Origin of the sequence: Streptomyces sp. NPDC001544 (assembly GCF_042894285.1) — a bacterium.
GTDB lineage: Bacteria > Actinomycetota > Actinomycetes > Streptomycetales > Streptomycetaceae > Streptomyces.
Genome location: NZ_JBIAVN010000001.1, coordinates 665872 through 686309 on the forward strand (window position 1 = coordinate 665872; position 20438 = coordinate 686309).

General features: G+C 72.9%; 20 protein-coding genes and 1 pseudogene. 9 read left to right on the forward strand and 12 right to left on the reverse strand.

The features are described from left to right. Positions 1-22: 22 nt before the first annotated feature. The 4 genes from ACFY0F_RS02960 to ACFY0F_RS02975 all read right to left on the reverse strand — a co-directional run bounded on the left by ACFY0F_RS02960 (position 23) and on the right by ACFY0F_RS02975 (position 4474). Positions 23-805, reverse strand: a complete 783-nt coding sequence (locus tag ACFY0F_RS02960) for a DUF5336 domain-containing protein (protein WP_388787926.1) — start codon at positions 803-805, stop codon at positions 23-25. A 150-nt stretch (positions 806-955) separates the two neighbouring features. Next, entirely contained in the window at positions 956-1939 is a 984-nt protein-coding gene (locus ACFY0F_RS02965; protein WP_388787929.1) for an N-acetylmuramoyl-L-alanine amidase, read from the reverse strand. Between the two features lie 10 nt (positions 1940-1949). Next, complete coding sequence (locus tag ACFY0F_RS02970; RefSeq protein WP_388787932.1) at positions 1950-2612, reverse strand: class I SAM-dependent methyltransferase; 663 nt, start codon at positions 2610-2612, stop codon at positions 1950-1952. Positions 2613-2734: 122 nt separating this feature from the next. Further along, complete coding sequence (locus ACFY0F_RS02975) at positions 2735-4474, reverse strand: MFS transporter (protein ID WP_388787935.1); 1740 nt, start codon at positions 4472-4474, stop codon at positions 2735-2737. 183 nt (positions 4475-4657) lie between these two features. On the opposite strand from ACFY0F_RS02975, the gene ACFY0F_RS02980 reads away from it, so the two are divergent. Beyond that, positions 4658-5197: a SigE family RNA polymerase sigma factor gene (locus ACFY0F_RS02980; RefSeq protein WP_388787938.1), complete on the forward strand. Its 540-nt coding sequence runs from the start codon at positions 4658-4660 to the stop codon at positions 5195-5197. Positions 5198-5226: 29 nt separating this feature from the next. After that, positions 5227-5982, forward strand: coding sequence for a hypothetical protein (locus ACFY0F_RS02985; RefSeq protein ID WP_388787941.1), 756 nt, complete (start codon positions 5227-5229; stop codon positions 5980-5982). Positions 5983-6022: 40 nt separating this feature from the next. Here the strand turns inward: ACFY0F_RS02985 and ACFY0F_RS02990 are convergent, their stop codons facing one another. The 4 genes from ACFY0F_RS02990 to ACFY0F_RS03005 form a co-directional block, all read right to left on the reverse strand. Then, on the reverse strand, positions 6023-6634 hold the full coding sequence (locus tag ACFY0F_RS02990; protein ID WP_388787944.1) for a response regulator: 612 nt from the start codon (positions 6632-6634) through the stop codon (positions 6023-6025). A gap of 73 nt (positions 6635-6707) precedes the next feature. Next, on the reverse strand, positions 6708-7988 hold the full coding sequence (locus ACFY0F_RS02995) for a sensor histidine kinase (RefSeq protein WP_388787948.1): 1281 nt from the start codon (positions 7986-7988) through the stop codon (positions 6708-6710). 14 nt (positions 7989-8002) lie between these two features. After that, positions 8003-8719 carry an ABC transporter permease gene (locus ACFY0F_RS03000; protein ID WP_388789165.1) on the reverse strand — a complete coding sequence of 239 codons (717 nt, stop codon included), beginning with the start codon at positions 8717-8719 and terminating at the stop codon, positions 8003-8005. Beyond that, positions 8719-9639, reverse strand: coding sequence for an ABC transporter ATP-binding protein (locus ACFY0F_RS03005; RefSeq protein ID WP_388787950.1), 921 nt, complete (start codon positions 9637-9639; stop codon positions 8719-8721). Before ACFY0F_RS03005 ends, ACFY0F_RS03000 begins: the two co-directional genes overlap by 1 nt. A 409-nt stretch (positions 9640-10048) precedes the next feature. Between ACFY0F_RS03005 and ACFY0F_RS03010 the strand changes: the two genes are divergently transcribed. From ACFY0F_RS03010 to ACFY0F_RS03020, 3 genes are read left to right on the forward strand one after another with little or no spacing between them, the layout of a single operon-like run. Next, a complete protein-coding gene (locus tag ACFY0F_RS03010; protein ID WP_388787952.1) occupies positions 10049-10924 on the forward strand; it encodes a MaoC/PaaZ C-terminal domain-containing protein in 876 nt (291 codons plus the stop codon). A 54-nt stretch (positions 10925-10978) separates the two neighbouring features. After that, positions 10979-12055: a Zn-dependent alcohol dehydrogenase gene (locus ACFY0F_RS03015; protein ID WP_388787955.1), complete on the forward strand. Its 1077-nt coding sequence runs from the start codon at positions 10979-10981 to the stop codon at positions 12053-12055. A 39-nt stretch (positions 12056-12094) separates the two neighbouring features. Then, entirely contained in the window at positions 12095-13033 is a 939-nt protein-coding gene (locus tag ACFY0F_RS03020) for a 3-oxoacyl-ACP reductase (RefSeq protein ID WP_388787958.1), read from the forward strand. 131 nt (positions 13034-13164) lie between these two features. On the opposite strand, the gene ACFY0F_RS03025 is transcribed toward ACFY0F_RS03020, so the two are convergent. Both ACFY0F_RS03025 and ACFY0F_RS03030 read right to left on the reverse strand, forming a co-directional pair. Next, positions 13165-13320: a hypothetical protein gene (locus tag ACFY0F_RS03025; protein ID WP_388787960.1), complete on the reverse strand. Its 156-nt coding sequence runs from the start codon at positions 13318-13320 to the stop codon at positions 13165-13167. A 96-nt stretch (positions 13321-13416) separates the two neighbouring features. Beyond that, positions 13417-14554, reverse strand: a pseudogene (locus ACFY0F_RS03030) (hypothetical protein). Between the two features lie 188 nt (positions 14555-14742). Here ACFY0F_RS03030 and ACFY0F_RS03035 point away from each other — a divergent pair. Genes ACFY0F_RS03035 through ACFY0F_RS03045 form a run of 3 tightly spaced genes read left to right on the forward strand, consistent with a single transcriptional unit; the run spans position 14743 to position 17857 of the window. After that, positions 14743-15609, forward strand: coding sequence for a Nif3-like dinuclear metal center hexameric protein (locus ACFY0F_RS03035; RefSeq protein WP_388787963.1), 867 nt, complete (start codon positions 14743-14745; stop codon positions 15607-15609). Further along, positions 15606-16349: a zinc ribbon domain-containing protein gene (locus tag ACFY0F_RS03040; protein WP_388789168.1), complete on the forward strand. Its 744-nt coding sequence runs from the start codon at positions 15606-15608 to the stop codon at positions 16347-16349. Before ACFY0F_RS03035 ends, ACFY0F_RS03040 begins: the two co-directional genes overlap by 4 nt. Positions 16350-16360: 11 nt before the next feature. Continuing rightward, positions 16361-17857 carry a bifunctional RNase H/acid phosphatase gene (locus tag ACFY0F_RS03045; protein ID WP_388787966.1) on the forward strand — a complete coding sequence of 499 codons (1497 nt, stop codon included), beginning with the start codon at positions 16361-16363 and terminating at the stop codon, positions 17855-17857. On the opposite strand, the gene eda is transcribed toward ACFY0F_RS03045, so the two are convergent. Both eda and yaaA read right to left on the reverse strand, forming a co-directional pair. After that, positions 17829-18491 carry a bifunctional 4-hydroxy-2-oxoglutarate aldolase/2-dehydro-3-deoxy-phosphogluconate aldolase gene (gene eda / locus ACFY0F_RS03050; protein ID WP_388787968.1) on the reverse strand — a complete coding sequence of 221 codons (663 nt, stop codon included), beginning with the start codon at positions 18489-18491 and terminating at the stop codon, positions 17829-17831. The genes ACFY0F_RS03045 and eda overlap by 29 nt on opposite strands. Before the next feature lie 89 nt (positions 18492-18580). Beyond that, positions 18581-19363 carry a peroxide stress protein YaaA gene (yaaA, locus tag ACFY0F_RS03055; protein WP_388787971.1) on the reverse strand — a complete coding sequence of 261 codons (783 nt, stop codon included), beginning with the start codon at positions 19361-19363 and terminating at the stop codon, positions 18581-18583. A 182-nt stretch (positions 19364-19545) separates the two neighbouring features. Between yaaA and ACFY0F_RS03060 the strand changes: the two genes are divergently transcribed. Then, the gene (locus ACFY0F_RS03060; protein ID WP_388787973.1) at positions 19546-20427 is read left to right on the forward strand and encodes a helix-turn-helix domain-containing protein; all 882 of its coding nucleotides are present in this window, start codon (positions 19546-19548) and stop codon (positions 20425-20427) included. The last annotated feature ends 11 nt before the right edge of the window (positions 20428-20438 follow it).

Sequence of the window (20438 nt, forward strand, 5' to 3'; positions counted from 1 at the left end):
GTGCGCGACGGTCGCGGTGGACTCAGCCGCGCTGGATCCCGGAGGTGTCCTGCAGCACGCCACGGCGGCCGTCCTGGGTCTGCGCGACCAGGTGGGCGCCGCGCTGCTCGACCGCCAGGTACCAGGTGCCCGGCGCCAGCTCGGCGATCGGCGCCTGCGAACCGTCCTCCGCGAACAGCGGACGCGGCACGGGCACGGCGAACCAGAACGGCGAGAAGTCCGCGGCCGGCTGGGCCTGCGGCTGGGGCTGATCCTGCGGCTGGGCCTGCCCCTGCGGTTGCGGGGCCGCCGACTGCTGCCCGAAGGGCTGACCCGGCTGCGGCTGAGCACCGTACGGCTGCTGCGGGGCACCCGGGTAGCCGTAGCCGCCGGGGGGCTGGGCGCCGTAGGGCTGGGGGGCGGCGGGCTTGGGCGCCGGGACGAGGGCGACCTGGAGGGCGGGGACCAGGGGGGTGGCGATGGCGGCGCCGGCGATGACGAGGGCGGCGATGAGGCCGAGGATGAGGCCGATGCCGGCGTCGACGTTGTCGGGAACGTCCACCAGCGTCCAGAAGAGCGTCCAGGCGGACAGGATCGCGAAGCCCGTGCCGACCGTGCCGAGGTCCAGACCGGCCACCTTGCGCTGCTGCGGCAGGCAGCGGTTGAGGACGATCAGTGCGGCACCGATGACGGCCCCCATGTACGTGCCGAGGCCCGTCCCGAGGTCATCCCACGCGTTCCGGGTGTCCGAGTAGCCCGCGACGGAGTAGGAGTAGAAGGTAAGGAACGACGCGATGAACAGCAACACCGCTGCTCCGATCACCACGCCGTCGCCTCTAGTGAGGGAGCGGATATTCACTTCAGGTCCTTCGTAGGTCGTCTCGTCGTCGGTAGAGGCGTCGCGGGGGTGGCCCCTGATCGTAGGAACACTATCGTTCGAACGATCAGCCTGTACGCCGGGACCGACCGCCGATCACTACCCGCGCAGGAAACTCACGATTCCCTCAGAGATTCCCTGCGCCGCCTTCTGCCGCCAGGCGCCGCTGGTGAGCAGTGCCGCGTCCTTGCTATCGCGCATGTTGCCGCACTCGATGAACACCTTGGGAACCGTTGACAGATTGAGACCGCCCAGGTCCTTACGCGTGACGAGACCGGTGCCGCCCCCGAGGTAGTTGGACGGCGGTTCACCCGTGACCCGCAGGAAGTTGCCCGCGATCCGCTCGCCGAGGGACTTCGAGGAGGCCACGATCGGGCGGGTGTCGGCGCCGCCGGCGTGGACGGACCCCGGGAGGATGACGTGGAAGCCGCGGTTGCCCTCGGCCGAGCCGTCGGCGTGGATGGAGATGGCCGCGTCCGCGTGCGCGGCGTTCCCGATCCGTGCGCGTTCGTCCACGCACGGCCCCCAGGGCGGTGAGTCGCCCTCGTGGGTCAGCTTCACCGTGGCACCCTGCCGCTGCAGGATCGCGCGCAGCCGTTCGGCGACGTCCTGCGTGAAACGGGCCTCGGTGTAACCGGAGTTGGTGGACGTGCCGGTGGTGTCGCACTCCTTGCGGTTCGTGCCGATGTCCACCTGACGGTTGATCTCGGCCGTGTGCCGGAAGTTGCCCGGGTTGTGCCCGGGGTCGATGACGATCACCTTGCCCCTGAGGGGGCCGGAGGCGGCGGGCGCGGCGGCCGAAGTCGACTCGGACGCCCCGGCCGTGGGCGCCGGGCTCGCCTTGGCGTCGTCGGTGGGTGACCCGGTCAGGGTCGTGGGCGGTGCCGCGGAGAGCGGGCGCGAGACGGACGCCGACGACGCGGCGGGGCCCGCCTGGCCGGAACCGCCGGGGGCGCCCACCGCCTCGTACACCAGCCAGCCGAGCAGGGCACCGGGCACCAGCGCGGCGAGCGCCACGGTCAACGGGCCGCGGCGGGACCGGCGCGGCTGCGGGGGATCGAAGTCCGGACCTACGTAAGACACGTCTGCGACTCTAACGGGGAGCCAGGGACTCCGCCTCCGCTCGCCGCAGCACGCGCAGCGACCCGGTCGCCGAGACCTCCGTGAACTCGCCCGATTGCAGGGCCCGGAGGTAGACGCGGTACGGAGCCTGGCCGGTGAACTCGTCCTCCGGGTGGGGGAATACGTCGTGGATGACGAGCAGCCCGCCGTGGGCCACATGGGGGGCCCAGCCCTCGTAGTCGGCGCCCGCGTGCTCGTCGGTGTGGCCGCCGTCGACGAACACCAGGCCGAGCGGGGAGTTCCAGAGCGCGGCGATCTGCGGGGAGCGGCCGACCAGCGCCACCACGTGCTCCTCCAGGCCCGCCCTGTGCAGGGTCCGGCGGAAGGTGGGCAGCGTGTCCATCAGGCCGATCTCGGGGTCGACCGTCTCCGGGTCGTGGTAGTCCCAGCCGGGCTGCTGCTCCTCGCTGCCCCGGTGGTGGTCGACGGTGAGCGCGGTGACGCCGGCCTGCCGGGCCGCGTCGGCGAGCAGGACGGTCGAACGCCCGCAGTACGTGCCGACCTCCAGCAGCGGCAGCCCCAGCCGCCCGGCGTCCACGGCTGCCGCGTACAGCGCCAGCCCCTCGTCCACGGGCATGAACCCCTTCGCCGCCTCGAACGCGGCCAGGATCTCGGGCTTGGGTGCCGCGGGCATGGGGCCTGCCTTTCCATGGGGTCGTACGTGTGTTCCGGTGTGTGTTCCGGGGCCCCATGCTGTCGTACCCCCGGCCGCAGGAGCGACAGGGGGTACGAGGAGGTGCGTGATCCGGGCGGCGGTCAGGCCGGGACGGTCTCGCCCGGCAGGGCCAGGTCCAGTTCGACCGGCCGTTCGTCACCCGCGTGGGTCGCCGACGAGGCGTGCGGGCCGTGTCCGGCGGCCTTCGCGGCCAGGACGTAGGCGCCCTGGGCGGGGACCGCGAGGGCGTAGCTGCCGTCCTCCGCGGAGACGGCGGCACCCGCCTGGCGGCCCCGCTGGTCGATCAGGGTGACCTTGGCGCGGGCGACCGGGGCGCCGTCGGCGTCCAGGACCCGGCCGTGGAAGCCCCGCAGGACCTCCTCGGCGCGCTCCAGGTTGGCGTCCTCCTCGCTGCTGGCGCGCAGCTGCGGGTGGGCGGCGGGCCGGCGGCCGGGCAGGAGGAGGGCGAGCACGAGGCCGACCAGGACGGCGGCCGTGGCGATCAGGAAGGAGACGCGGAAGCCGTGCATGGTCGGGATCGCGACACCGTGCACGTTGTTCGCGGTGTTGGCCAGCACCATGCCGATGACGGCGCTGGAGACCGACGTGCCGATGGAGCGCATCAGGGTGTTGAGGCCGTTGGCGGCGCCGGTCTCGGAGGCCGGGACGGCGCTGACGATCAGCGCGGGCAGGGAGGAGTAGGCCAGGCCGATGCCGGCGCCCAGGACCACCGCGATGACCAGGCTCTGCCAGGCGGCGCTCATCAGGCCGAGCCCGGCGCCGTAGCCGATCGCGATGATCAGCATGCCGAGGATCAGGGTGAGCTTGGGGCCGTACTTGGCGGACAGCCGGGCGTAGACGGGCGCGGTGAACATCATCGTCAGGCCGAGGGGCGCGACGAGCAGTCCGGCGACCACCATGGACTGGCCGAGGCCGTAGCCGGTGGCCTTGGGCAGCTGGAGGAGCTGGGGCAGGACCAGTGAGACGACGTAGAACGAGACACCGACCATGATCGAGGCCAGGTTGGTGAAGAGCACGGCGGGGCGGGCAGTGGTGCGCAGGTCCACCAGGGGGGCCTTGACACGCAGTTCCATCACGCCCCACAGGACGAGCACGACCGCCGCCGCGGCGAACAGGCCGAGGGTGGTGCCCGAGGTCCAGCCCCAGTCGCTGCCCTTGGTGATCGGCAGCAGGAAGAGGACCAGGCCGGCGGACAGGCCGAGCGCGCCCAGCACGTCGAAGGAGCCCTCGGCGCGCATCGTGGACTCCGGTACGACGAGAAGGGTGAGCGCGATGCAGAGCACGCCGAGGCCGGCGGCGCCGTAGAACAGGGCGTGCCAGTCGGTGTGCTGGGCGACCAGGGCCGCGGCGGGCAGGGCGAGGCCGCCGCCGACGCCGATCGAGGAGCTCATCAGGGCCATCGCCGAGCCGAGCTTCTCGCGCGGCAGCGTGTCCCGCATCAGGCCGATGCCGAGCGGGATCGCGCCCATGGCGAAGCCCTGGAGGGTACGGCCGACGATCATGGTGAGCAGTTCGCTGGTCAGGGCGCTGACCAGCGCGCCGGCCACCATCACCGCGAGGCTGGCTATGAGCATGCGGCGCTTGCCGTAGAGGTCACCGAGCCGGCCCATGATCGGCGTGGCCACGGCGCCCGACAGGAGAGTCGAGGTCAGGACCCAGGTGGCGTTGCTGGGCGCGGTGTCCAGCAGCTGCGGCAGGTCCTTGATGACCGGGACGAGCAGGGTCTGCATCACCGCGACCACGATGCCCGCGAAGGCGAGCACCGGGACCACGGCCCCGCTCGCGCTCCGGGCGGGCTGGTCGGTCGTCGTGTGCGTCATTGAGTGAGGCCTCCAGTGAGATAAGTACTGGCTAAACCCCGTATGCACAGGCAACTATTCCGTTGCTTCGTGCCTCTAATGAATTCTTGACCTTGTCATGGTTTTCTGATCGGGCATCAGGTTTCTGGGTGAGGCAACGATCCGGGGGGCTCCTGGACTCCTTTTGTTGTCTAGGAGGTGCCCATGGGGGATCGGAAGAGGGCTCGGGACGATGAGTTCCAGAGCTTCGTCGTCGGCCGCTGGCCGCGGCTGATGCGTACGGCATTTCTCCTCACGGGGGAGCAGCACGCGGCCGAGGACCTGGTCCAGTCGACGCTGGAACAGGTCTACGCGGCCTGGCGCAAGGTCGGGTCGGCGGACGACCCGGAGGCGTACGTACGGCGCGTGATGATCAACGCGCATGCGCGCAGACACCGCAGAAGGCTGAAGGAGTTCCTGGCGCCGAGGGACGACTCGGGCCTGGTGCACGAGGTGGCCGACACCGGTGACCGCATCGCCCAGGCCGACGACCGCAGCGCCCTGCTCAAGGCGCTCGCCGAGCTGCCCGCGCGGCAACGTGAGGCGGTGGTCCTGCGGTACTGGGAGGACCTGACGGAGACCCAGACGGCGGAGGCGATGGGCTGCTCGGTCGGCACGGTCAAGAGCAACGCGGCCAAGGGGATCGCGAAACTCCGCGCCATACCGGCGCTGGCCGAGATGGTGACGCAGGGATGGCGTGACTGATGAGCGCGGACAAGGAGACGAGGCACGACATGACGCAGACGGACATCGCCCTCCTCCTCGCGGACGCCGCGGACGAGGTCGAGATCGGTATAGCCCCGGTGCAGGCGGTCATCCGCGGCGGCAGGCGGCGCAGGGCCCGGCGCTGGGCGGTCGCGGCGGCCACGGCGGTGGTGCTGGCGGGGTCCACGGGAGCGACCCTGGCGGTGACGGGGCTGCCGGGTGGGCATGGCGACCGGGGGGCGACGGTGGCGACGCTGCCGAAGTCGCCCGAGGAACGGTACGTCTACGCGCCGCAGCGGACCACGTTGGCCAGGGGCGTCTACGCCGGCAAGGAGTGGCGGATCGCCGTCGAACTGTGGGGAGCGCCGCGCAACGAGGAGGAGGCGAGCAGACAGTTCCAGGCCATGACCGAGCTGGGCCTCGAGCCGGCTGGCGTCCACAAGCCGGCCGCCCTGATCGGCAAGAGCTCGTTCTTCGTCACCCGCGCCTACGGCACGCACCGCCCTCAGCAGCTGATGTACAACACGGCCGAGGAGCGGGAGAGCTTCGCGGGTACGGACATGGAGGCCGCCGCGACCCGCCTGGGCGACACGCCCGAGAGCTCGGGCCGTCTGGTGGTCGGCCAGGTCGCCGACACCGCCTGGCAGGTCAAGTGCACCTGGAAGAACGGCACGAGCAGCGTGGACCTGACCCGGGCGGCCGTCGGGTTCCGGACGAAGTGGTTCGTGTGCGTGGCGCCGAAGGGGACCACCTACCAGTCCGCGGAGGTGATCCCCTACCCGTGAAGGTGAGGTGATCCGGTACCGGGAGACGGGCCGGCGGGACTCACAACCACCCCTGCTGCCGGGCCTCCCGCACAGCCTCCGCACGGTTCCGGGTGCCGGTCTTGCCGATCGCCGACGACAGGTAGTTGCGCACGGTGGACTCGGACAGATGGAGCCTGCCGGCGATGTCGGCGACGGTCGCCCCGTCCGCCGACGCCTTCAGCACATCGCACTCGCGGGCCGTCAGCGGACTCGGTCCGGCGCTGAGCGCGGCCGCGGCCAGCGCCGGGTCGACGACGGTCTCCCCGGCGAGCACGCGCCGGACGGCCACCGCCAGTTCCTCCACCGGCCCGTCTTTGACCAGGAAGCCGGACGCCCCCGCCTCCATGGCCCGGCGCAGATAGCCGGGCCGGCCGAAGGTGGTCAGTATCAGCACCCGGCAGCCCGGCACCTGTTCGCGCAGGTCTGCCGCCGCGTCCAGTCCGCTGCGCCCCGGCAGCTCGATGTCCAGCAGGGCCACGTCGGGCCGGTGCAGGAGCGCCGCGTCCACGATCGCGTCCCCGGTCGGGACCTGGGCGACCACCTCGATGTCGTCCTCCATGCCGAGGAGTAAAGCCAGGGCGCCGCGCATCATGCCCTGGTCCTCGGCGAGCAGGACCCGGATGCCGTTCACGCCCCAAGAGTAGGGCGAGCGGCCGGCCGACGACTCGTCGGTCTTCGGGTCGGCGCCGACGTGGGCCGGGCGCTCAGCTCGCCTTGGGCGCCGTGGCCGCCCCCACGGGCGCCAGTTCCGTCGGCTCCACCGGGAGTTCGGCGGTGACCGTGAAGCCGCCGCGCGGGGACGGGCCGGCCTTCAGCGAGCCGCCCGCCGCCGCGAGGCGTTCGGTCAGGCCCTTCAGGCCGGTGCCGCCGATGCCCTCCGCGGGGCGGGTGACGGCCTTGCCGGTGCCGTTGTCGGTGACGGTGAGCCGGGCCTGCTCGGCGTCGCTGCCGACGGTGATCTCGCAGCGGGTGGCGTCGCTGTGCCGGACGACGTTGGTGACCGCCTCGCGCACCACCCAGCCGAGCAGTGCCTCGGTCTGCGGGGCGAGCGGCGTTCCCGACTGGCGGACCACCGGTTCCACGCTCGCCGCGGACAGCGCCGAGCGGGCCCGGGCCAGTTCGGTGGCGAGAGAGCCCTCGCGGTAGCCGGTCACCGCCTCGCGGATCTCGGTCAGCGCCTGCCGGCCGACCGACTCGATGTCGCCGATCTGCGTCAGCGCGGCCGCCAGGTCGCGGTCGGCCAGGCGCCGGGCCGCCTCCGACTTCACCACGATCACCGACAGGGTGTGCCCGAGCAGGTCGTGCAGGTCGCGGGAGAAGCGCAGCCGCTCCTGCTCCACCGCCCGCCGGGCCAGTTCCTCACGGGCGGCGCGCAGATCCCGTACGGCCTCGGAGAGGGAGAGGATCGCGGCGGTCACCATGGTGGACAGGAACGTGCCGTAGGCGATGTTCACCGCGTCCCCACCGTCCCGGAAGGCGGAGACGGCGCCCGCGAAGGCGGCAAGCGCGATCCCCGTCCTGCCGAGCCACGGACCCCGCACGATCGCGCCGGTCGCCAGGCCCAGCAGCGGGAAGAACAACAGCCAGTTGCCGCCGTAGCCGAGGGCCAGACCGGTGGTCACCAGTCCCATCAGCACCAGCGCCACACGGGTTGAGGTCGCCTCGCGCGCTTCCTTGTGGAAGGCGCGGAAGGCCACGTAGATGTACAGCGAGTTGAAGGCGAACAGGCCCAGGCCGCCGACCCACGGGTTGGGGGTCTTGCCCTGGAGGAGGTTGGAGAAGGAGCCCATGCCCATCAGCAGCCAGGGCACCAGGGCGAATCCGGTGGGCGGTGGGCCCGGGTGCTCGGGTACGTGTCCGCCCTTCCGGGCGGCCTTCTGCTGGGCCTTGTAGCGGGCCATGTCCGCCTTCCACTGCACCCGCGACTCCGCCCAGGCTTTCACCTGGCACCCCACCGTCCGCCGCCACGACTTGATCCCGCTCATCCGATGTCCCCCGATCAGATGTTCCCCGCGCCCCGGCGGTACGACAGCACGGCGTACGAGCCGAAAGCCAACAGCCAACTGGTCAGTACGAGGATCGCAGCAGGCGCCGGGGCGTGTCCCCCGGCCACCGAGGTACCGAGCTCGGCGAAGCGGTTGGTGGGTGTGTACGCCGACAGGGAGCGCAGCCAGTGCGGGAACAGGCTCACCGGGAACCACAGGCCGCCGACCACGGCCAGGCCCAGATTGCACATCATGTTGGCCACGCCCGTGGCCGGACCGGTGAGCCGGTAGCCGTTGCCGAGGCCGAGCAGGGTGAAGGGGACCGAGCCGAGCCACAGCAGCAGCGCGGTCGCCGCCCACTGCACGGCCGACAGCCGTACGCCGTTCACCAGGCCGCCCGCCGTGAGCACCGCGACGATCGCGGGCAGTACGGTCACCGCGCCGGTCAGCGCCCGGCCGGTCACCACCTCGCGCGGGGTCATCGGCGTCACCCGCAGCTGCCGCAGCCAGCCGACCGCCCGGTCCTCCGCGACCGCGCCGCCGGTGTTCAGCGCCGAGCCGACGGCGCCGTAGGCGGCCATGCCGATCATGGACGCCGTTCTCCACGTCCCGTCGTTCTCACCGATGTTGGTGAACAGGAGGTACATCATCACCGGCATGGCGATGCCGCCGATCACAAAACCCGTGTCGCGCAGCGTCCGGCGCACCTCGAGGCGCAGATAGTCCCACATCACACCGTCTCCATCTCAGTGGCAGCGTCGGAAGAACCGGAGGTCAGTGCCAGGAAGGCGTCCTCCAGCGAGGCCGGGGCGACCTCCAGACCGCGTATCGCGCCCAGTTCGGCGAGTGCGATCACCGTCGCGTCGGAGTCGTCGGAGCGCAGCCGCGCCCGGTCCCCGCGCACCTCCACCGACCGCACACCGGGCAGCAGGGCGAGGTCGTCCGTGCCGCGTCCGGCCAGGTCGAACGAGACCAGGTTGCCGCCCGCCGCCCGGCGCAGCGTCTCGCCGGTGCCGTCCGCGACGATCCGGCCGCGGTCGATCACGAGGATCCGGTCGGCATGGGCGTCGGCCTCCTCCAGGTAGTGCGTGGAGAACAGCACGGTGTGGCCCTGCCGGGCGTACGCACGCATCGACTGCCAGAAGGCGCGTCGCGCCTCCACGTCCAGAGCCGCCGTCGGCTCGTCCAGGACCAGCAGCGAGGGGTCCCCGGCGAGCGCGACCGCGAACCGCACGCGCTGCGTCTGTCCGCCGGACAGCCGGTCCACCCGCCGCCCCGCGAGCTCCGCGATCCCGGCGAGTTCCAGGGCTCGGGTCACCGGCAGCGGGTCCGGATAGCGGGAGGCCACGAAGGAGACCAGTTCACCGACGGTGACCCGGGGCACCGCGCGCGCCTCCTGCAGCATGGCGCCCACCCGGCCCGCGCGCACGGCCCGCTCCGGGGCGGCGCCGAACAGCTCGACCCGGCCCGCGTCCGCCTCCAGCAGGCCGAGCAGCAGGGCGATGGTCGTGGACTTCCCGGCGCCGTTGCGGCCCAGGAGCGCGACCGTCTCGCCGTGCGTGATCTCCAGGTCGACGCCGTCGACGGCACGGAGCTCGCCGTAGGCCTTGACCGCTCCCCGGAAGGAGACCGCGGGTGATGTCTGTGTCATGCCTATGACGCTACGGGCGTGGGCTGCCCGCCCGGCAGAGGCTCATGTACGGACTCGGGCATTACAAATGTCATGTCCGGTGTTGCGAACTGACGCACCGTCAGTAGCCTTCACAACTACGGAGCCCTGGGCTATACAGAGGGCGCCGGACTGGAACGCGTTCTAGATCGGCCCGTGACGACCTCGGTGCGGCCGACGGTGCGGACGGCCGTGCCGGGGTCTTGAAGCCGCCAGTCCGGAAGCCGCCAGTCCGGAAGCCGTCAGACCCGAAGCCGTCAGACCCGAAGCCGTCAGACCCGAAGCCGCCAGACCCGAAGCCGTCAGTGTCGATCCGCCAGTCCGGAAGCCGTCCGTGTCGAGCCGCCGGTCCCCAAGCCGTCCGTGCCAAGCCGCCAGTGTCAGGAGCCGTATGCCCATCGACGCAGCCAAGGCCCTCGGGGCCACGCCCCGAACCGGCCGGATCGCCTGGGACACCAAGGACGTCCAGCTCTACCACCTCGGCATCGGCGCCGGCGCGAACCCCGACCGGAACGGCCCGGCCACCGACCCCGACGAGCTGCGCTACACCCTCGAATCCCGGCTGCACGTCCTGCCGAGCTTCGCCACCGTCGCGGGCGCCGGCTCACCGGGCGTGATCAACAGCCTGTCCATGCCCGGCATCGACGTCGACCTCGCCCGCGTCCTGCACGGCGGCCAGTCGCTGACCGTGCACCGGCCCCTCCCGGCCAGGGGCACCGCGACCGCCACCGGTCGCATCGCCGCCGTGTACGACAAGGGCAAGGCGGCCGTGCTCGTCATGCGCACCGAGGTCGCGGACGACGAGGGCCCGCTGTGGACCAGCGACGCCCAGATCTTCGTACGCGGCGAGGGCGGCTGGGGCGGCGACCGCGGGCCCTCCGCCGGACTCGCCCCGCCGGGCGGTGAGCCGGACCGGACCGTCGAGCGGCCGGTCCGCGAGGACCAGGCCCTGCTCTACCGGCTCTCCGGCGACCTCAACCCGCTGCACGCCGACCCGGAGTTCGCCAAGCGCGCCGGGTTCGACCGGCCCATCCTGCACGGGCTGTGCACCTACGGGATCACGCTCAAGGCCGTCGTCGACACACTGCTCGGCGGTGACGTGACCCGGGTCCGCGCCTACAGCACCCGCTTCGCCGGAGTCGTGTACCCGGGGGAGACCCTGCGGATCCGGATGTGGCGGCTGGAGGGTTCGGTGCGGGTCGCCGTGAGCGCCGTCGAGAGGGACGACGCGCCCGTCCTGGCCGACACGGTCGTCGAACACTCCTGAGCCCACCGACAGCCCGCCGACAGCCCACCGAGCTTTCACGAGGGGAGCCGCACCATGCGCGCAGCCGTACTGCACGAGATCGGCCAGGACAAGCTGGAGGTCTTCGACGACGTCGAGGCGGTGGGCTTCGGCCCGGGCAGGGTGCGGGTCCGGGTGCACGCCACCGGGCTGTGCCACTCGGACCTGTCCGCGATGAGCGGGGTGCTGCCCCAGCCGGCGCCCTTCGTGCCCGGCCACGAGGGGGCGGGGGAGATCCTCGAGGTGGGGGAGGGCGTACGCGGTCTGAAGCCCGGGGACCGGGTGGTGCTCTGCTGGCTGCCCGCCTGCGGTTCGTGTCCCGCCTGCAAGCGCGGGCAGACCGAGCTGTGTCTGGCCGGGTTCATGAACGCGGGCACCCCCAACTTCAAACGCCCCGGCGGGGACGTCTTCGGCTTCGCGGGCACCGGCACCTTCGCCGAGGAGGTCGTCGTCGACGCCGGCTGCGCCGTCCCGATCCCGGACGACGTGCCCTTCGACATCGCCGCCCTCATCGGCTGCGGGGTGACCACGGGACTGGGCGCCGCGCTCAACACCGCCGACGTCGAGGCCGGTTCGTCGGTCGCCGTCATCGGCTGCGGGGGTGTCGGCATCTCCGCCGTCCAGGGGGCCCGGCTGAAGGGCGCCGCCGAGATCGTCGCCGTCGACCCGGTCGCCTCCCGCCGTGAGTCGGCCCTGCGGTTCGGCGCCACGAAGGCGGTGTCCCCGGACGAACTGGCCGACGCGAAGCAGCAGGTCACCGGTGGCGAGGGCTTCGACTACGTCTTCGAGGTCGTCGGAAAGTCGGCCACCGCCCGGACCGCCTACGAGAACACCCGGCGCGGCGGCACCCTCGTCATCGTCGGCGCGGGCGCCATGGACGACTTCCTGCAGCTCAACATGTTCGAGCTGTTCTTCGACGAGAAGCGGATCCTGCCGTCGATGTACGGCGGCGGCGACGTGCTGCGCTCCTACGAGCGCACGATCGCCCTGTGGCGGGCGGGCCGCATCGACCTGGCGGGCCTGATCACCCACCGGGTGCCGCTCACCGACATCAACGAGGCGCTGGACCAGATGCGTACCGGGACCGCCCTGCGTACGTGCATCCAGATCTGAGAGACCTGCCGACCATCGCGAGACCTGACGGGAGTGCGCATGTCGCTGCCACTGGAGGGGCTGTCCGCCGTCGTCACCGGTGCCGGGCGCGGTCTCGGCCGGGCCGAGGCGCTCGAACTCGCCCGGCTCGGCGCGTCCGTCGTCGTCAACGACTACGGACGGCCCGGCCGCGACGGTTCGGGCGAGTCGTCCACCGGCCCCGCCGAGGAGGTCGCCACCGAGATACGCGCGGCGGGCGGCCGGGCCGTGGCGCACACCGGGGACGTCGCCGACTTCGAGCAGGCCCGAGCCCTGGTCGACCTGGCCGTCGCGGAGTTCGGCAAGCTGGACATCCTGGTCAACAACGCGGGCATCCTGCGTGACCGCATGGTCTTCTCCATGACGGAGGAGGAGTGGGACGCCGTGATCCGTGTCCACCTCAAGGGCCACTTCAACACCACCCGCTTCGCGTCCGCGCACTGGCGGCAGCGGTCCAAGGCGGCCGGGGGGCCGGTGTACGGGCGGATCGTGAACACCTCCTCGGAGGCCTACCTGGCCGGTTCGGCGGGGCAGCCCAACTACGCGGCGGCGAAGGGCGGCATCGTGGGCCTGACCACGTCGACCGCGCTCGCGCTCGCCAAGTACGGCGTGACGGCCAACGTCATCTGTCCGCGCGCCCGGACCCGGATGACCGAGGACGTCTTCGCCGGGCAGGCCGCGCCCGCCGAGGGCCTCGATCCGCTCGCCCCCGAGCACGTCGCCCCGCTCGTCGGCTATCTGGCCTCACCCGCCGCCGCCCGGGTCAACGGACAGCTGCTCGTGGTGCACGGCGGCATGGTGGCGGTGGTCGAACGGCCACGGGTGCAGGCCCGGTTCGACAGCAAGCAGGACACCTTCACCTACGACGAGCTCGACGCGCTCCTCTCCCCGCACTACGCGCGGCGTCCGGAGGGGGAGACGTTCGCGGCGGCGGAGGTGCTGGCACTCAAGCGGCGCTGAGGGCGATGAACAGGCGGAGATGAACACACCGAGATGAACACACCGAGATGAACAGGCCGAGATCAACAGGCCGAGACGAACATGCGGAAGGGCCCGCCCCCCGGTCGGGGACGGGCCCTTCCTGCGGACCGTCAGGCGGCCGCGCTCTCCGCCGGCTCCGGCTTGCGGTGCCGACCGCGTGGCGCCGTCTCGCCGTCTTGGACGGAGACCGGGCCTCGGTGCTTGCCGTGACCCTTGGACTCCTGAATGTCCTCTTGCAGCGGCTGGGACGTGCTGGCGTCGCTCATCGGAAGAATTCACCCCGTCAACATGATCTTTCGTACAGCCGGGCGAGTCTAACCGGCACACCTCGGGTCGAATCCAGGCGGGCACGCCAACCGGCACTAGTTCGTTACAACACGTCCCAACGGCGCTTGCTGCAACGGCACCGGACGGGCGACAACCGGTTTCTCGGGCTCCGGTTCCGCCGGCTGCAGGGCCGGGGCGACGGCGGTTCTCGGCGGTGCCGCGAACCCCGCCACCCCGCACGGCACGTCCCGGGTGACGTACGGCAGCCGCAGCACCCCCTGAGCCGTCCACAGCCCGGTCCCCGTCAGCCAGCCCTCCGGCGCCCGCAGATGGTGCACCCGCCGTTCCGCGGGCCGCCACACGCCGACCCAGCTGCCCAGCGGCCCGTCCATCCGCAGCGCCACCGCGCACTGCTCCGGCGTCAGCACCTGCCCCGGCTGGATCGAGAACGGCGTCACGGCGCAGTCGGGCACCCGCAGGCACTCCGGGAAGCGCACCGGCAGCGTGCTGCCCAGGACGCCCCAGGCCAACCGTTCCTGCCCGGGGGACGGTGCGTCCGAGGAGATCAGCAGCAGCCCGCTGTCGGGGTCGGCGAGCAGCAGCCGGTCGTCGCTCTCGGCGGTGATCTGCAGCAGCGGCGACACCTCGCCGCCCCGCTCCAGGTCCACCACCACCGCCTTGGTCCGCCCCCCCGATCTCCCGGTCCACGGCCAGCAGGCGCCCGGTGCGGTCCAGCCAGACACCGCCCGAGCAGCGCCCGGGGACCTCGGCGAGCTGCTCGGGCCCGTGGGCGCCGCCCGCCACCAGCCACACCGCCGTCGTGTACCGGCCCACCGCCAGGGCGTACGCCCGCTCGCCGCCCGGCGCCGGGGACAGCAGCCGCACCCGGGTGCCCTGCTCGGGGCACTCCACCGCGCCGAGCGGCAGCTCACCGGTGCCGGGCCCGGTCGGGTACAGCAGCGAGAAGGCGTGCCGCCGCTCCACCAGCCGGTGGACGAGCACCCGCCCGTCACCCATCGGCTGCACCTCCGTGCCGGGCTCCTCCGGCTGGTTGCCGGGCAGCGGCACCGCGTACGGCTCGGCCCCGTCCAGTGTCCAGCGCTCCGGGAACCAGCAGTCACCGGCGACCGCGAGCCGGGCGGCGTAGACACCGTCCACGGTGATGGCGCAGTCCGTCCGGGACGACGCGTCCCGCGCCCCGGTCGCCGAAGGTTCGATCGCACAGGCAGTCATCGTTCGGTCACCTCCGGTGACGAAGCTAGTTTTCGTACGCGCAGACGGGGGACCGGCAGGCGCTCGCTTCACACGTACGGGGTACGGCGCGCCGGTTCCGCTGAGCGGGCGGCGACCGATGTGCTGTCCGGGACCGCCGGGGCGGAAGGCGGTACACCCGTACCGAACAGCCAGGTAGCCTTTTCTCCGTGCCCCGTCTGTCTGAAGTCATCGCCGCGCTGGAGAACCTGTGGCCCGCCGAGCGGGCCGAGTCCTGGGACGCGGTCGGCACCGTGGTGGGCGACCCCGACCAGGAGGTCACCCGGGTCCTGTTCGCCGTCGACCCGGTCCAGGAGGTCGTCGACGAGGCGGTGAAGCTGGGCGCCGACCTGCTGGTCACCCACCACCCGCTCTATCTGCGCGGTACGACCACGGTCGCGGCCTCCACCTTCAAGGGCCGGGTCGTGCACACCCTGATCAAGAACGACATCGCGCTGCACGTCGCCCACACCAACGCCGACACGGCCGACCCGGGCGTCAGCGACGCACTCGCCGGGGCGCTGGACCTGCGGGTCGTACGGCCCCTCGTACCGGACCCGGCCGACCCGGAGGGCCGCCGGGGCCTCGGCCGGATCTGCGCACTCGACCACCCCGTCACCGTCCGTGAGTTCGCGGCCCGCGCCGCCGAACGGCTGCCCGCCACCGCGCAGGGCATCCGGGTGGCCGGCGACCCCGAGGCGACCGTGCGCACGGTCGCGGTGAGCGGCGGCTCCGGCGACAGCCTCTTCGACCACGTCCGGGCGGCCGGCGTGGACGCCTTCCTCACCGCGGACCTGCGCCACCACCCGGCCTCGGAGTTCACGGCGGCCCTCGCCCCCGCTCCGCTCGCGCTGCTCGACGCGGCACACTGGGCCACCGAATGGCCCTGGTGCGAGCTGGCCGCCGCCCAGCTCGACGAAATCTCCGACCGTCACGACTGGGACCTGCGCGTCCACGTCTCCAAGACGGTCACCGACCCCTGGACCGCCCACGCGGCGTCCGTCACGACCTCTAGCACCATGGGAGCCCCCAACTGAACGCCGCGCCCGCCGACCAGATCCGTCTCCTCGACGTCCAGGCCCTCGACGTCCGCCTCCAGCAGCTCGCGCACAAGCGCCGGACGCTGCCCGAGCACGCCGAGATCGAGTCGCTGACCAAGGACCTGACCCAGCTCCGCGACCTTCTCGTGGCCGCGCAGACCGAGGAGAGCGACACCGCCCGCGAGCAGACCAAGGCCGAGCAGGACGTGGACCAGGTGCGCCAGCGTGCCGCCCGCGACCAGCAGCGCCTGGACTCCGGGGCGGTGACCAGCCCCAAGGACCTGGAGAACCTCCAGCGGGAGATCGTCTCGCTGGGCAAGCGACAGAGCGACCTGGAGGACGTCGTCCTGGAGGTCATGGAGCGCCGTGAGGCCGCGCAGGAGCGGGTCGGCGAGCTGACCGAGCGGGTGGCCTCCGTCCAGGCCAAGGCCGACGACGCGACCGCGCGCCGGGACGCCGCCGCTCAGGAGATCGACGCCGAGGTGGCCTCGGTGACCAAGGAGCGCGGGGTCGTCGCGGCCTCGGTCCCCGCGGACCTGCTCAAGCTGTACGACAAGCTCCGCGAGCAGCAGGGCGGGATCGGTGCGGCCAAGCTGTACCAGCGCACCTGCCAGGGCTGCCGGCAGGAGCTCGCGATCACCGAGCTCAGCGAGATCCGCTCGGCCGCGCCCGACACGGTGGTGCGCTGCGAGAACTGCCGCCGCATCCTGGTGCGCACCGCCGAGTCCGGCCTGTAGGAGCCTGTCCGGTGCGGGAGTTCACAGTCGAGGCCGACGGCGGGTCGCGGGGCAACCCCGGCCCGGCCGGTTACGGGGCCGTGGTCAGTGACGCCTCGACGGGGGAGACCCTGGCCGAGGCGGCGGAGTACCTCGGCACCGCCACCAACAACGTGGCCGAGTACCGGGGCCTCCTGGCGGGCCTGCGCGCCGCCCACGCCCTCGACCCCACCGCCCGGGTCAACGTCCGCATGGACTCCAAGCTCGTCGTCGAGCAGATGTCGGGGCGCTGGAAGATCAAGCACCCCGACATGAAGCCCCTGGCGGCTCAGGCGGCCCGGGTCTTCCCGCCCGGCCGGGTCACCTACGAGTGGATCCCCCGCGAACGCAACAAGCACGCCGACCGCCTGGCCAACGAGGCGATGGACGCGGGCGCCCGGGGCGAGCAGTGGTCCCCGTCCACGTCCCGCGCGGCGCTGGACACCGGCCCCCGGCTCCCGGAAGGGCCGCCCGGGGACGCGGCGGCGGGGGCGGCACGCGCCCGCGCGGCACTGGCGGCGGGCCGGGACGCGGCCCCGCCGGCACCGGACGCGGCACCCGCCGACGCCGACGTGGACGCCGCCCGCACCCTCGCCTCCGGCGACCGCACCCCAGGCCTCGAGGAGCCCCGCCCGGACCCGGTCGGGCCGGTTCGGGCCGAAGGGGCCGGTGTTCCGGCGGCCGGCCCGGGCGGGACCGCCGCGGGCACCGCCCCTGACGCTTCCGGCGCGACTACTGCTCCTGACGCTTCCGGCGGGACCGCTCCTGACGCTTCCGGCGGACCCGCCCCCGCCGCTTCCGGCGGCACAGCCCCGGCAACCGGCGCCACGCCCGCCACCGGCTGGTCGGCGCCCGCTGATCTCGGTGCGCCCGCGACCTTCGTGCTGTTGCGGCACGGGGAGACGCCGTTGACCCCGCAGAAGCGGTTCTCCGGCAGCGGCGGCACCGATCCCTCCCTCTCCGCGGCCGGGCGCGAGCAGGCCGAGCGGGTCGCGACCGCCCTCGCGCGGCGTGGCACGATCCAGGCGATCGTCGCCTCCCCGCTCGCCCGCACCCGCGAGACCGCGGGGATCGTCGCCGCCCGGCTCGGGCTCGAGGTGACGGTCGACGACGGGCTGCGCGAGACCGACTTCGGCGCCTGGGAGGGCCTCACCTTCGGCGAGGTGCGGGAGCGCTACCCGGACGACCTGAACGCCTGGCTCGCCGATCCGGACGCCGAACCGACCGGTGGCGGCGAGAGCTTCGCGGCCACCGCCGCCCGGATCGCCGCCGCCCGCGACAAGCTGGTCGCGGCCCACGCCGGCCGCACGGTCCTGCTGGTCACGCACGTCACCCCGATCAAGACGTTCGTACGCCTCGCCCTCGGTGCCCCGCCGGAGTCCCTGTTCCGCATGGAACTGTCGGCGGCGTCGCTGTCGGCGGTGGCGTACTACGCGGACGGCAACGCGAGCGTACGGCTGTTCAACGACACGTCCCACTTGCGTCCCTGAGCCCGGCGGCGCCCCGCGCCAGCTCTTCGACCCGCGCCCAGTCACGGGCCGCGACGGCGTCCGCCGGGACCATCCAGGTGCCGCCGACGCAGCCGACGTTGGGCAGGGACAGATACTCCCGGGCGTTGTCCGGCCCGATGCCGCCCGTGGGGCAGAACCGCGCCTGCGGCAACGGACCGGCCAGCGACCGCAGATACGCCGTGCCGCCCGCCGCCTGCGCCGGGAAGAACTTCATCTCCCGCACCCCGCGCTCGAGCAGTGCCACCACCTCGGACGCCGTCGACACCCCCGGCAGGAACGGCACCCCGGACGCCCGCATCGCCCCCAGCAGCGTGTCCGTCCAGCCGGGGCTGACCAGGAACCGGGCCCCGGCGGCCACGCACTCCGTCACCTGCCCCGGCGTCAGCACCGTGCCCGCCCCGACCACGGCGTCCGGCACCGCGTCGGAGATCGCCCGGATCGCCTCGAGCGCCGCGGGCGTCCGCAGGGTCACCTCGATCGCGGCCAGCCCACCGGCCACCAGCGCCCGCGCCAGCGGTACGGCGTCGGCGGCGTCGGACACGACCACCACGGGCACGACGGGCGAGATGTCCAGCGGGGAGGCAGCCGGGGAGGAGCGCAGGGCCGAGGTCATGCGCTCATCGTGCCCGCGGTGTGCAGTATGCGCAAAGGGCGTTGCGCATACTGCAACCGAAGCTGCTGACGGCTGCCGCGGTCCCCAGGTCAGTGGACCTCCGTCACCAGCACGTCCAGCGTCCACGGCCGTCCCGCCCCGGCAGGAGCCTCCGCTTCGACCACGTACCCCAGGTCCCGCAGCGCCGTCACCAGTTCGGCGGGGCCCGAGGGCGCCGCCCCGGCCGACAGCAGGCCGCGCACGATCCGGCCCTTCGTCGCCTTGTTGAAGTGGCTGACCACCTTCCGGGTCGGCGCATGCAGCACCCGCACGGTCGCGGTCCGCCCGGCGACCTCCCCCTTCGGCTTCCAGGCGGCGGCGTAGGCGGCGGACCGCAGGTCCAGCACCAGCCCGCGGCCGGCCACCTCGGGCAGCACCTCCGCCATCGGCGTCCGCCAGTACGCGCCGAGCGCACCGAGCCCCGGCAGCTTCACGCCCATCGAGCAACGGTAGGAAGGGATCCGGTCCGTCACCCGGACCGCGCCCCACAGCCCGGAGAACACCAGCAGCGAACGGGCGGCCCGCCGCTTGGCGGCGGCGTCCAGGGAGGCCAGGTCCAGGGCGTCGTACAGCACCCCGGTGTAGATCTCACCCGCCGGCCGCGCCCCGGCGGCCCGCAGACCCGCGTTCTTGGCCACCTCGCCGCGCAGCCCCTCGCTCAGCCCGAGCACCTCGCGCGCCTTGTCCTCGTCACCGGAGCACAGCTCGACCAGCTCCCCGAGCACGGCCGCACGCGCGGCGTTCAGTCCGGGCAGGGACAGGGACTCCAGCTTCAACGGGGCGCCACGCCCGGAGGCGGCCTTGCCTTCGGAGGGCGGCAGCAGGACAAGCACGGGGTACTCCTTTACTCGAGCTCCGGGCCAGCGTAAGGGGTGCCCCGCGCCGCTCCGCCCTACGCCCGCCTCACCCTGCGGCCCGCCCGGGTGAGCGCGCGCACGAGGGCGTCGGCGTCGTCGGCGTGCAGCCGGACCTCGGTCACCTCACGGCGGCGGCAGGTCGGGGACCTGACAGCGGTATGGAAACGCGGCCTCCAGGCGTTGCACCTTCAGACGACAAGGGGGTCACGGTGGGGGAACGCGAGCAGGCGACGTGGACCAGGGCACGACTCGGCCGCTGCGGTCCGGCGCTCGACCTCCTGACGGCCTGCTTCGACACGCACGTCTACGCCCCGCACGCACACGACGAGTACACCATCGGCGTCACCACCGGTGGCTGCGAGGCCATCGACTACCGGGGTGGCCTGATCCGTTCGGGCCCGGGCTCCATCGTCGTCCTCGCCCCCGGCGAGATACACACCGGCGGCCCCGCCGAGGCCTCCGGCGGCTACTCCTACCGGGCCGTGTACGCCGACACCTCCCTCCTCGCCGAAGGCACCCTCGGCGGCCTGCCGCACTTCCGTGAGGCGGTACTGGACGACCCCGAACTGGCCACGGCCCTGCACCTCACGCACAGCGAACTCAGCTCCTGCCCGGACCCGTTGGAGACCGAGTCCCGCCTCCCCTGGCTGCTCGCCGCACTGGCCCGCCGCCACTCCACGGCCCGCGCGGCGAACGACACCGTGCCCGGCGCCGGCCGCATCGCCCAGGTCGTACGCGACCGCCTCGCCGACGAACTCCTCGCCCCGCCGTCCCTGGCCGACCTCGCGGCCGGACTGGGCATGTCCCGGTACCAGCTCCTGCGCGCCTTCCGCACGACGATGGGCGTACCGCCGTACGCCTGGCTGGCCCAGTACCGGGTCGCCCGGGCCCGCCGCCTGCTGGAGACGGGCCTGCGCCCCGCCGAGGTCGCCGCGCTCGTCGGCTTCGCCGACCAGGCCCACCTCACCCGCTGGTTCCGCCGGGTGTTGGGCGTGACCCCGGCGGCGTACCGCAACAGCGTTCAAGACGGCGGGCGTTGACCGGCCGGAGA

Bases quoted from the DNA above. Each gene is read 5' to 3' on its own strand.
- ACFY0F_RS02970 (WP_388787932.1), bottom strand. From the start codon at position 2,612: ATGCCCGCGGCACCCAAGCCCGAGATCCTGGCCGCGTTCGAGGCGGCG.
- ACFY0F_RS02975 (WP_388787935.1), bottom strand. From the start codon at position 4,474: ATGACGCACACGACGACCGACCAGCCCGCCCGGAGCGCGAGCGGGGCC.
- ACFY0F_RS02980 (WP_388787938.1), top strand. From the start codon at position 4,658: ATGGGGGATCGGAAGAGGGCTCGGGACGATGAGTTCCAGAGCTTCGTC.
- ACFY0F_RS02985 (WP_388787941.1), top strand. From the start codon at position 5,227: ATGACGCAGACGGACATCGCCCTCCTCCTCGCGGACGCCGCGGACGAG.
- ACFY0F_RS02995 (WP_388787948.1), bottom strand. From the start codon at position 7,988: ATGAGCGGGATCAAGTCGTGGCGGCGGACGGTGGGGTGCCAGGTGAAA.
- ACFY0F_RS03000 (WP_388789165.1), bottom strand. From the start codon at position 8,719: ATGTGGGACTATCTGCGCCTCGAGGTGCGCCGGACGCTGCGCGACACG.
- ACFY0F_RS03005 (WP_388787950.1), bottom strand. From the start codon at position 9,639: ATGACACAGACATCACCCGCGGTCTCCTTCCGGGGAGCGGTCAAGGCC.
- ACFY0F_RS03010 (WP_388787952.1), top strand. From the start codon at position 10,049: ATGCCCATCGACGCAGCCAAGGCCCTCGGGGCCACGCCCCGAACCGGC.
- ACFY0F_RS03015 (WP_388787955.1), top strand. From the start codon at position 10,979: ATGCGCGCAGCCGTACTGCACGAGATCGGCCAGGACAAGCTGGAGGTC.
- ACFY0F_RS03020 (WP_388787958.1), top strand. From the start codon at position 12,095: ATGTCGCTGCCACTGGAGGGGCTGTCCGCCGTCGTCACCGGTGCCGGG.
- ACFY0F_RS03025 (WP_388787960.1), bottom strand. From the start codon at position 13,320: ATGAGCGACGCCAGCACGTCCCAGCCGCTGCAAGAGGACATTCAGGAG.
- eda (WP_388787968.1), bottom strand. From the start codon at position 18,491: ATGACCTCGGCCCTGCGCTCCTCCCCGGCTGCCTCCCCGCTGGACATC.
- ACFY0F_RS03060 (WP_388787973.1), top strand. From the start codon at position 19,546: ATGGAAACGCGGCCTCCAGGCGTTGCACCTTCAGACGACAAGGGGGTC.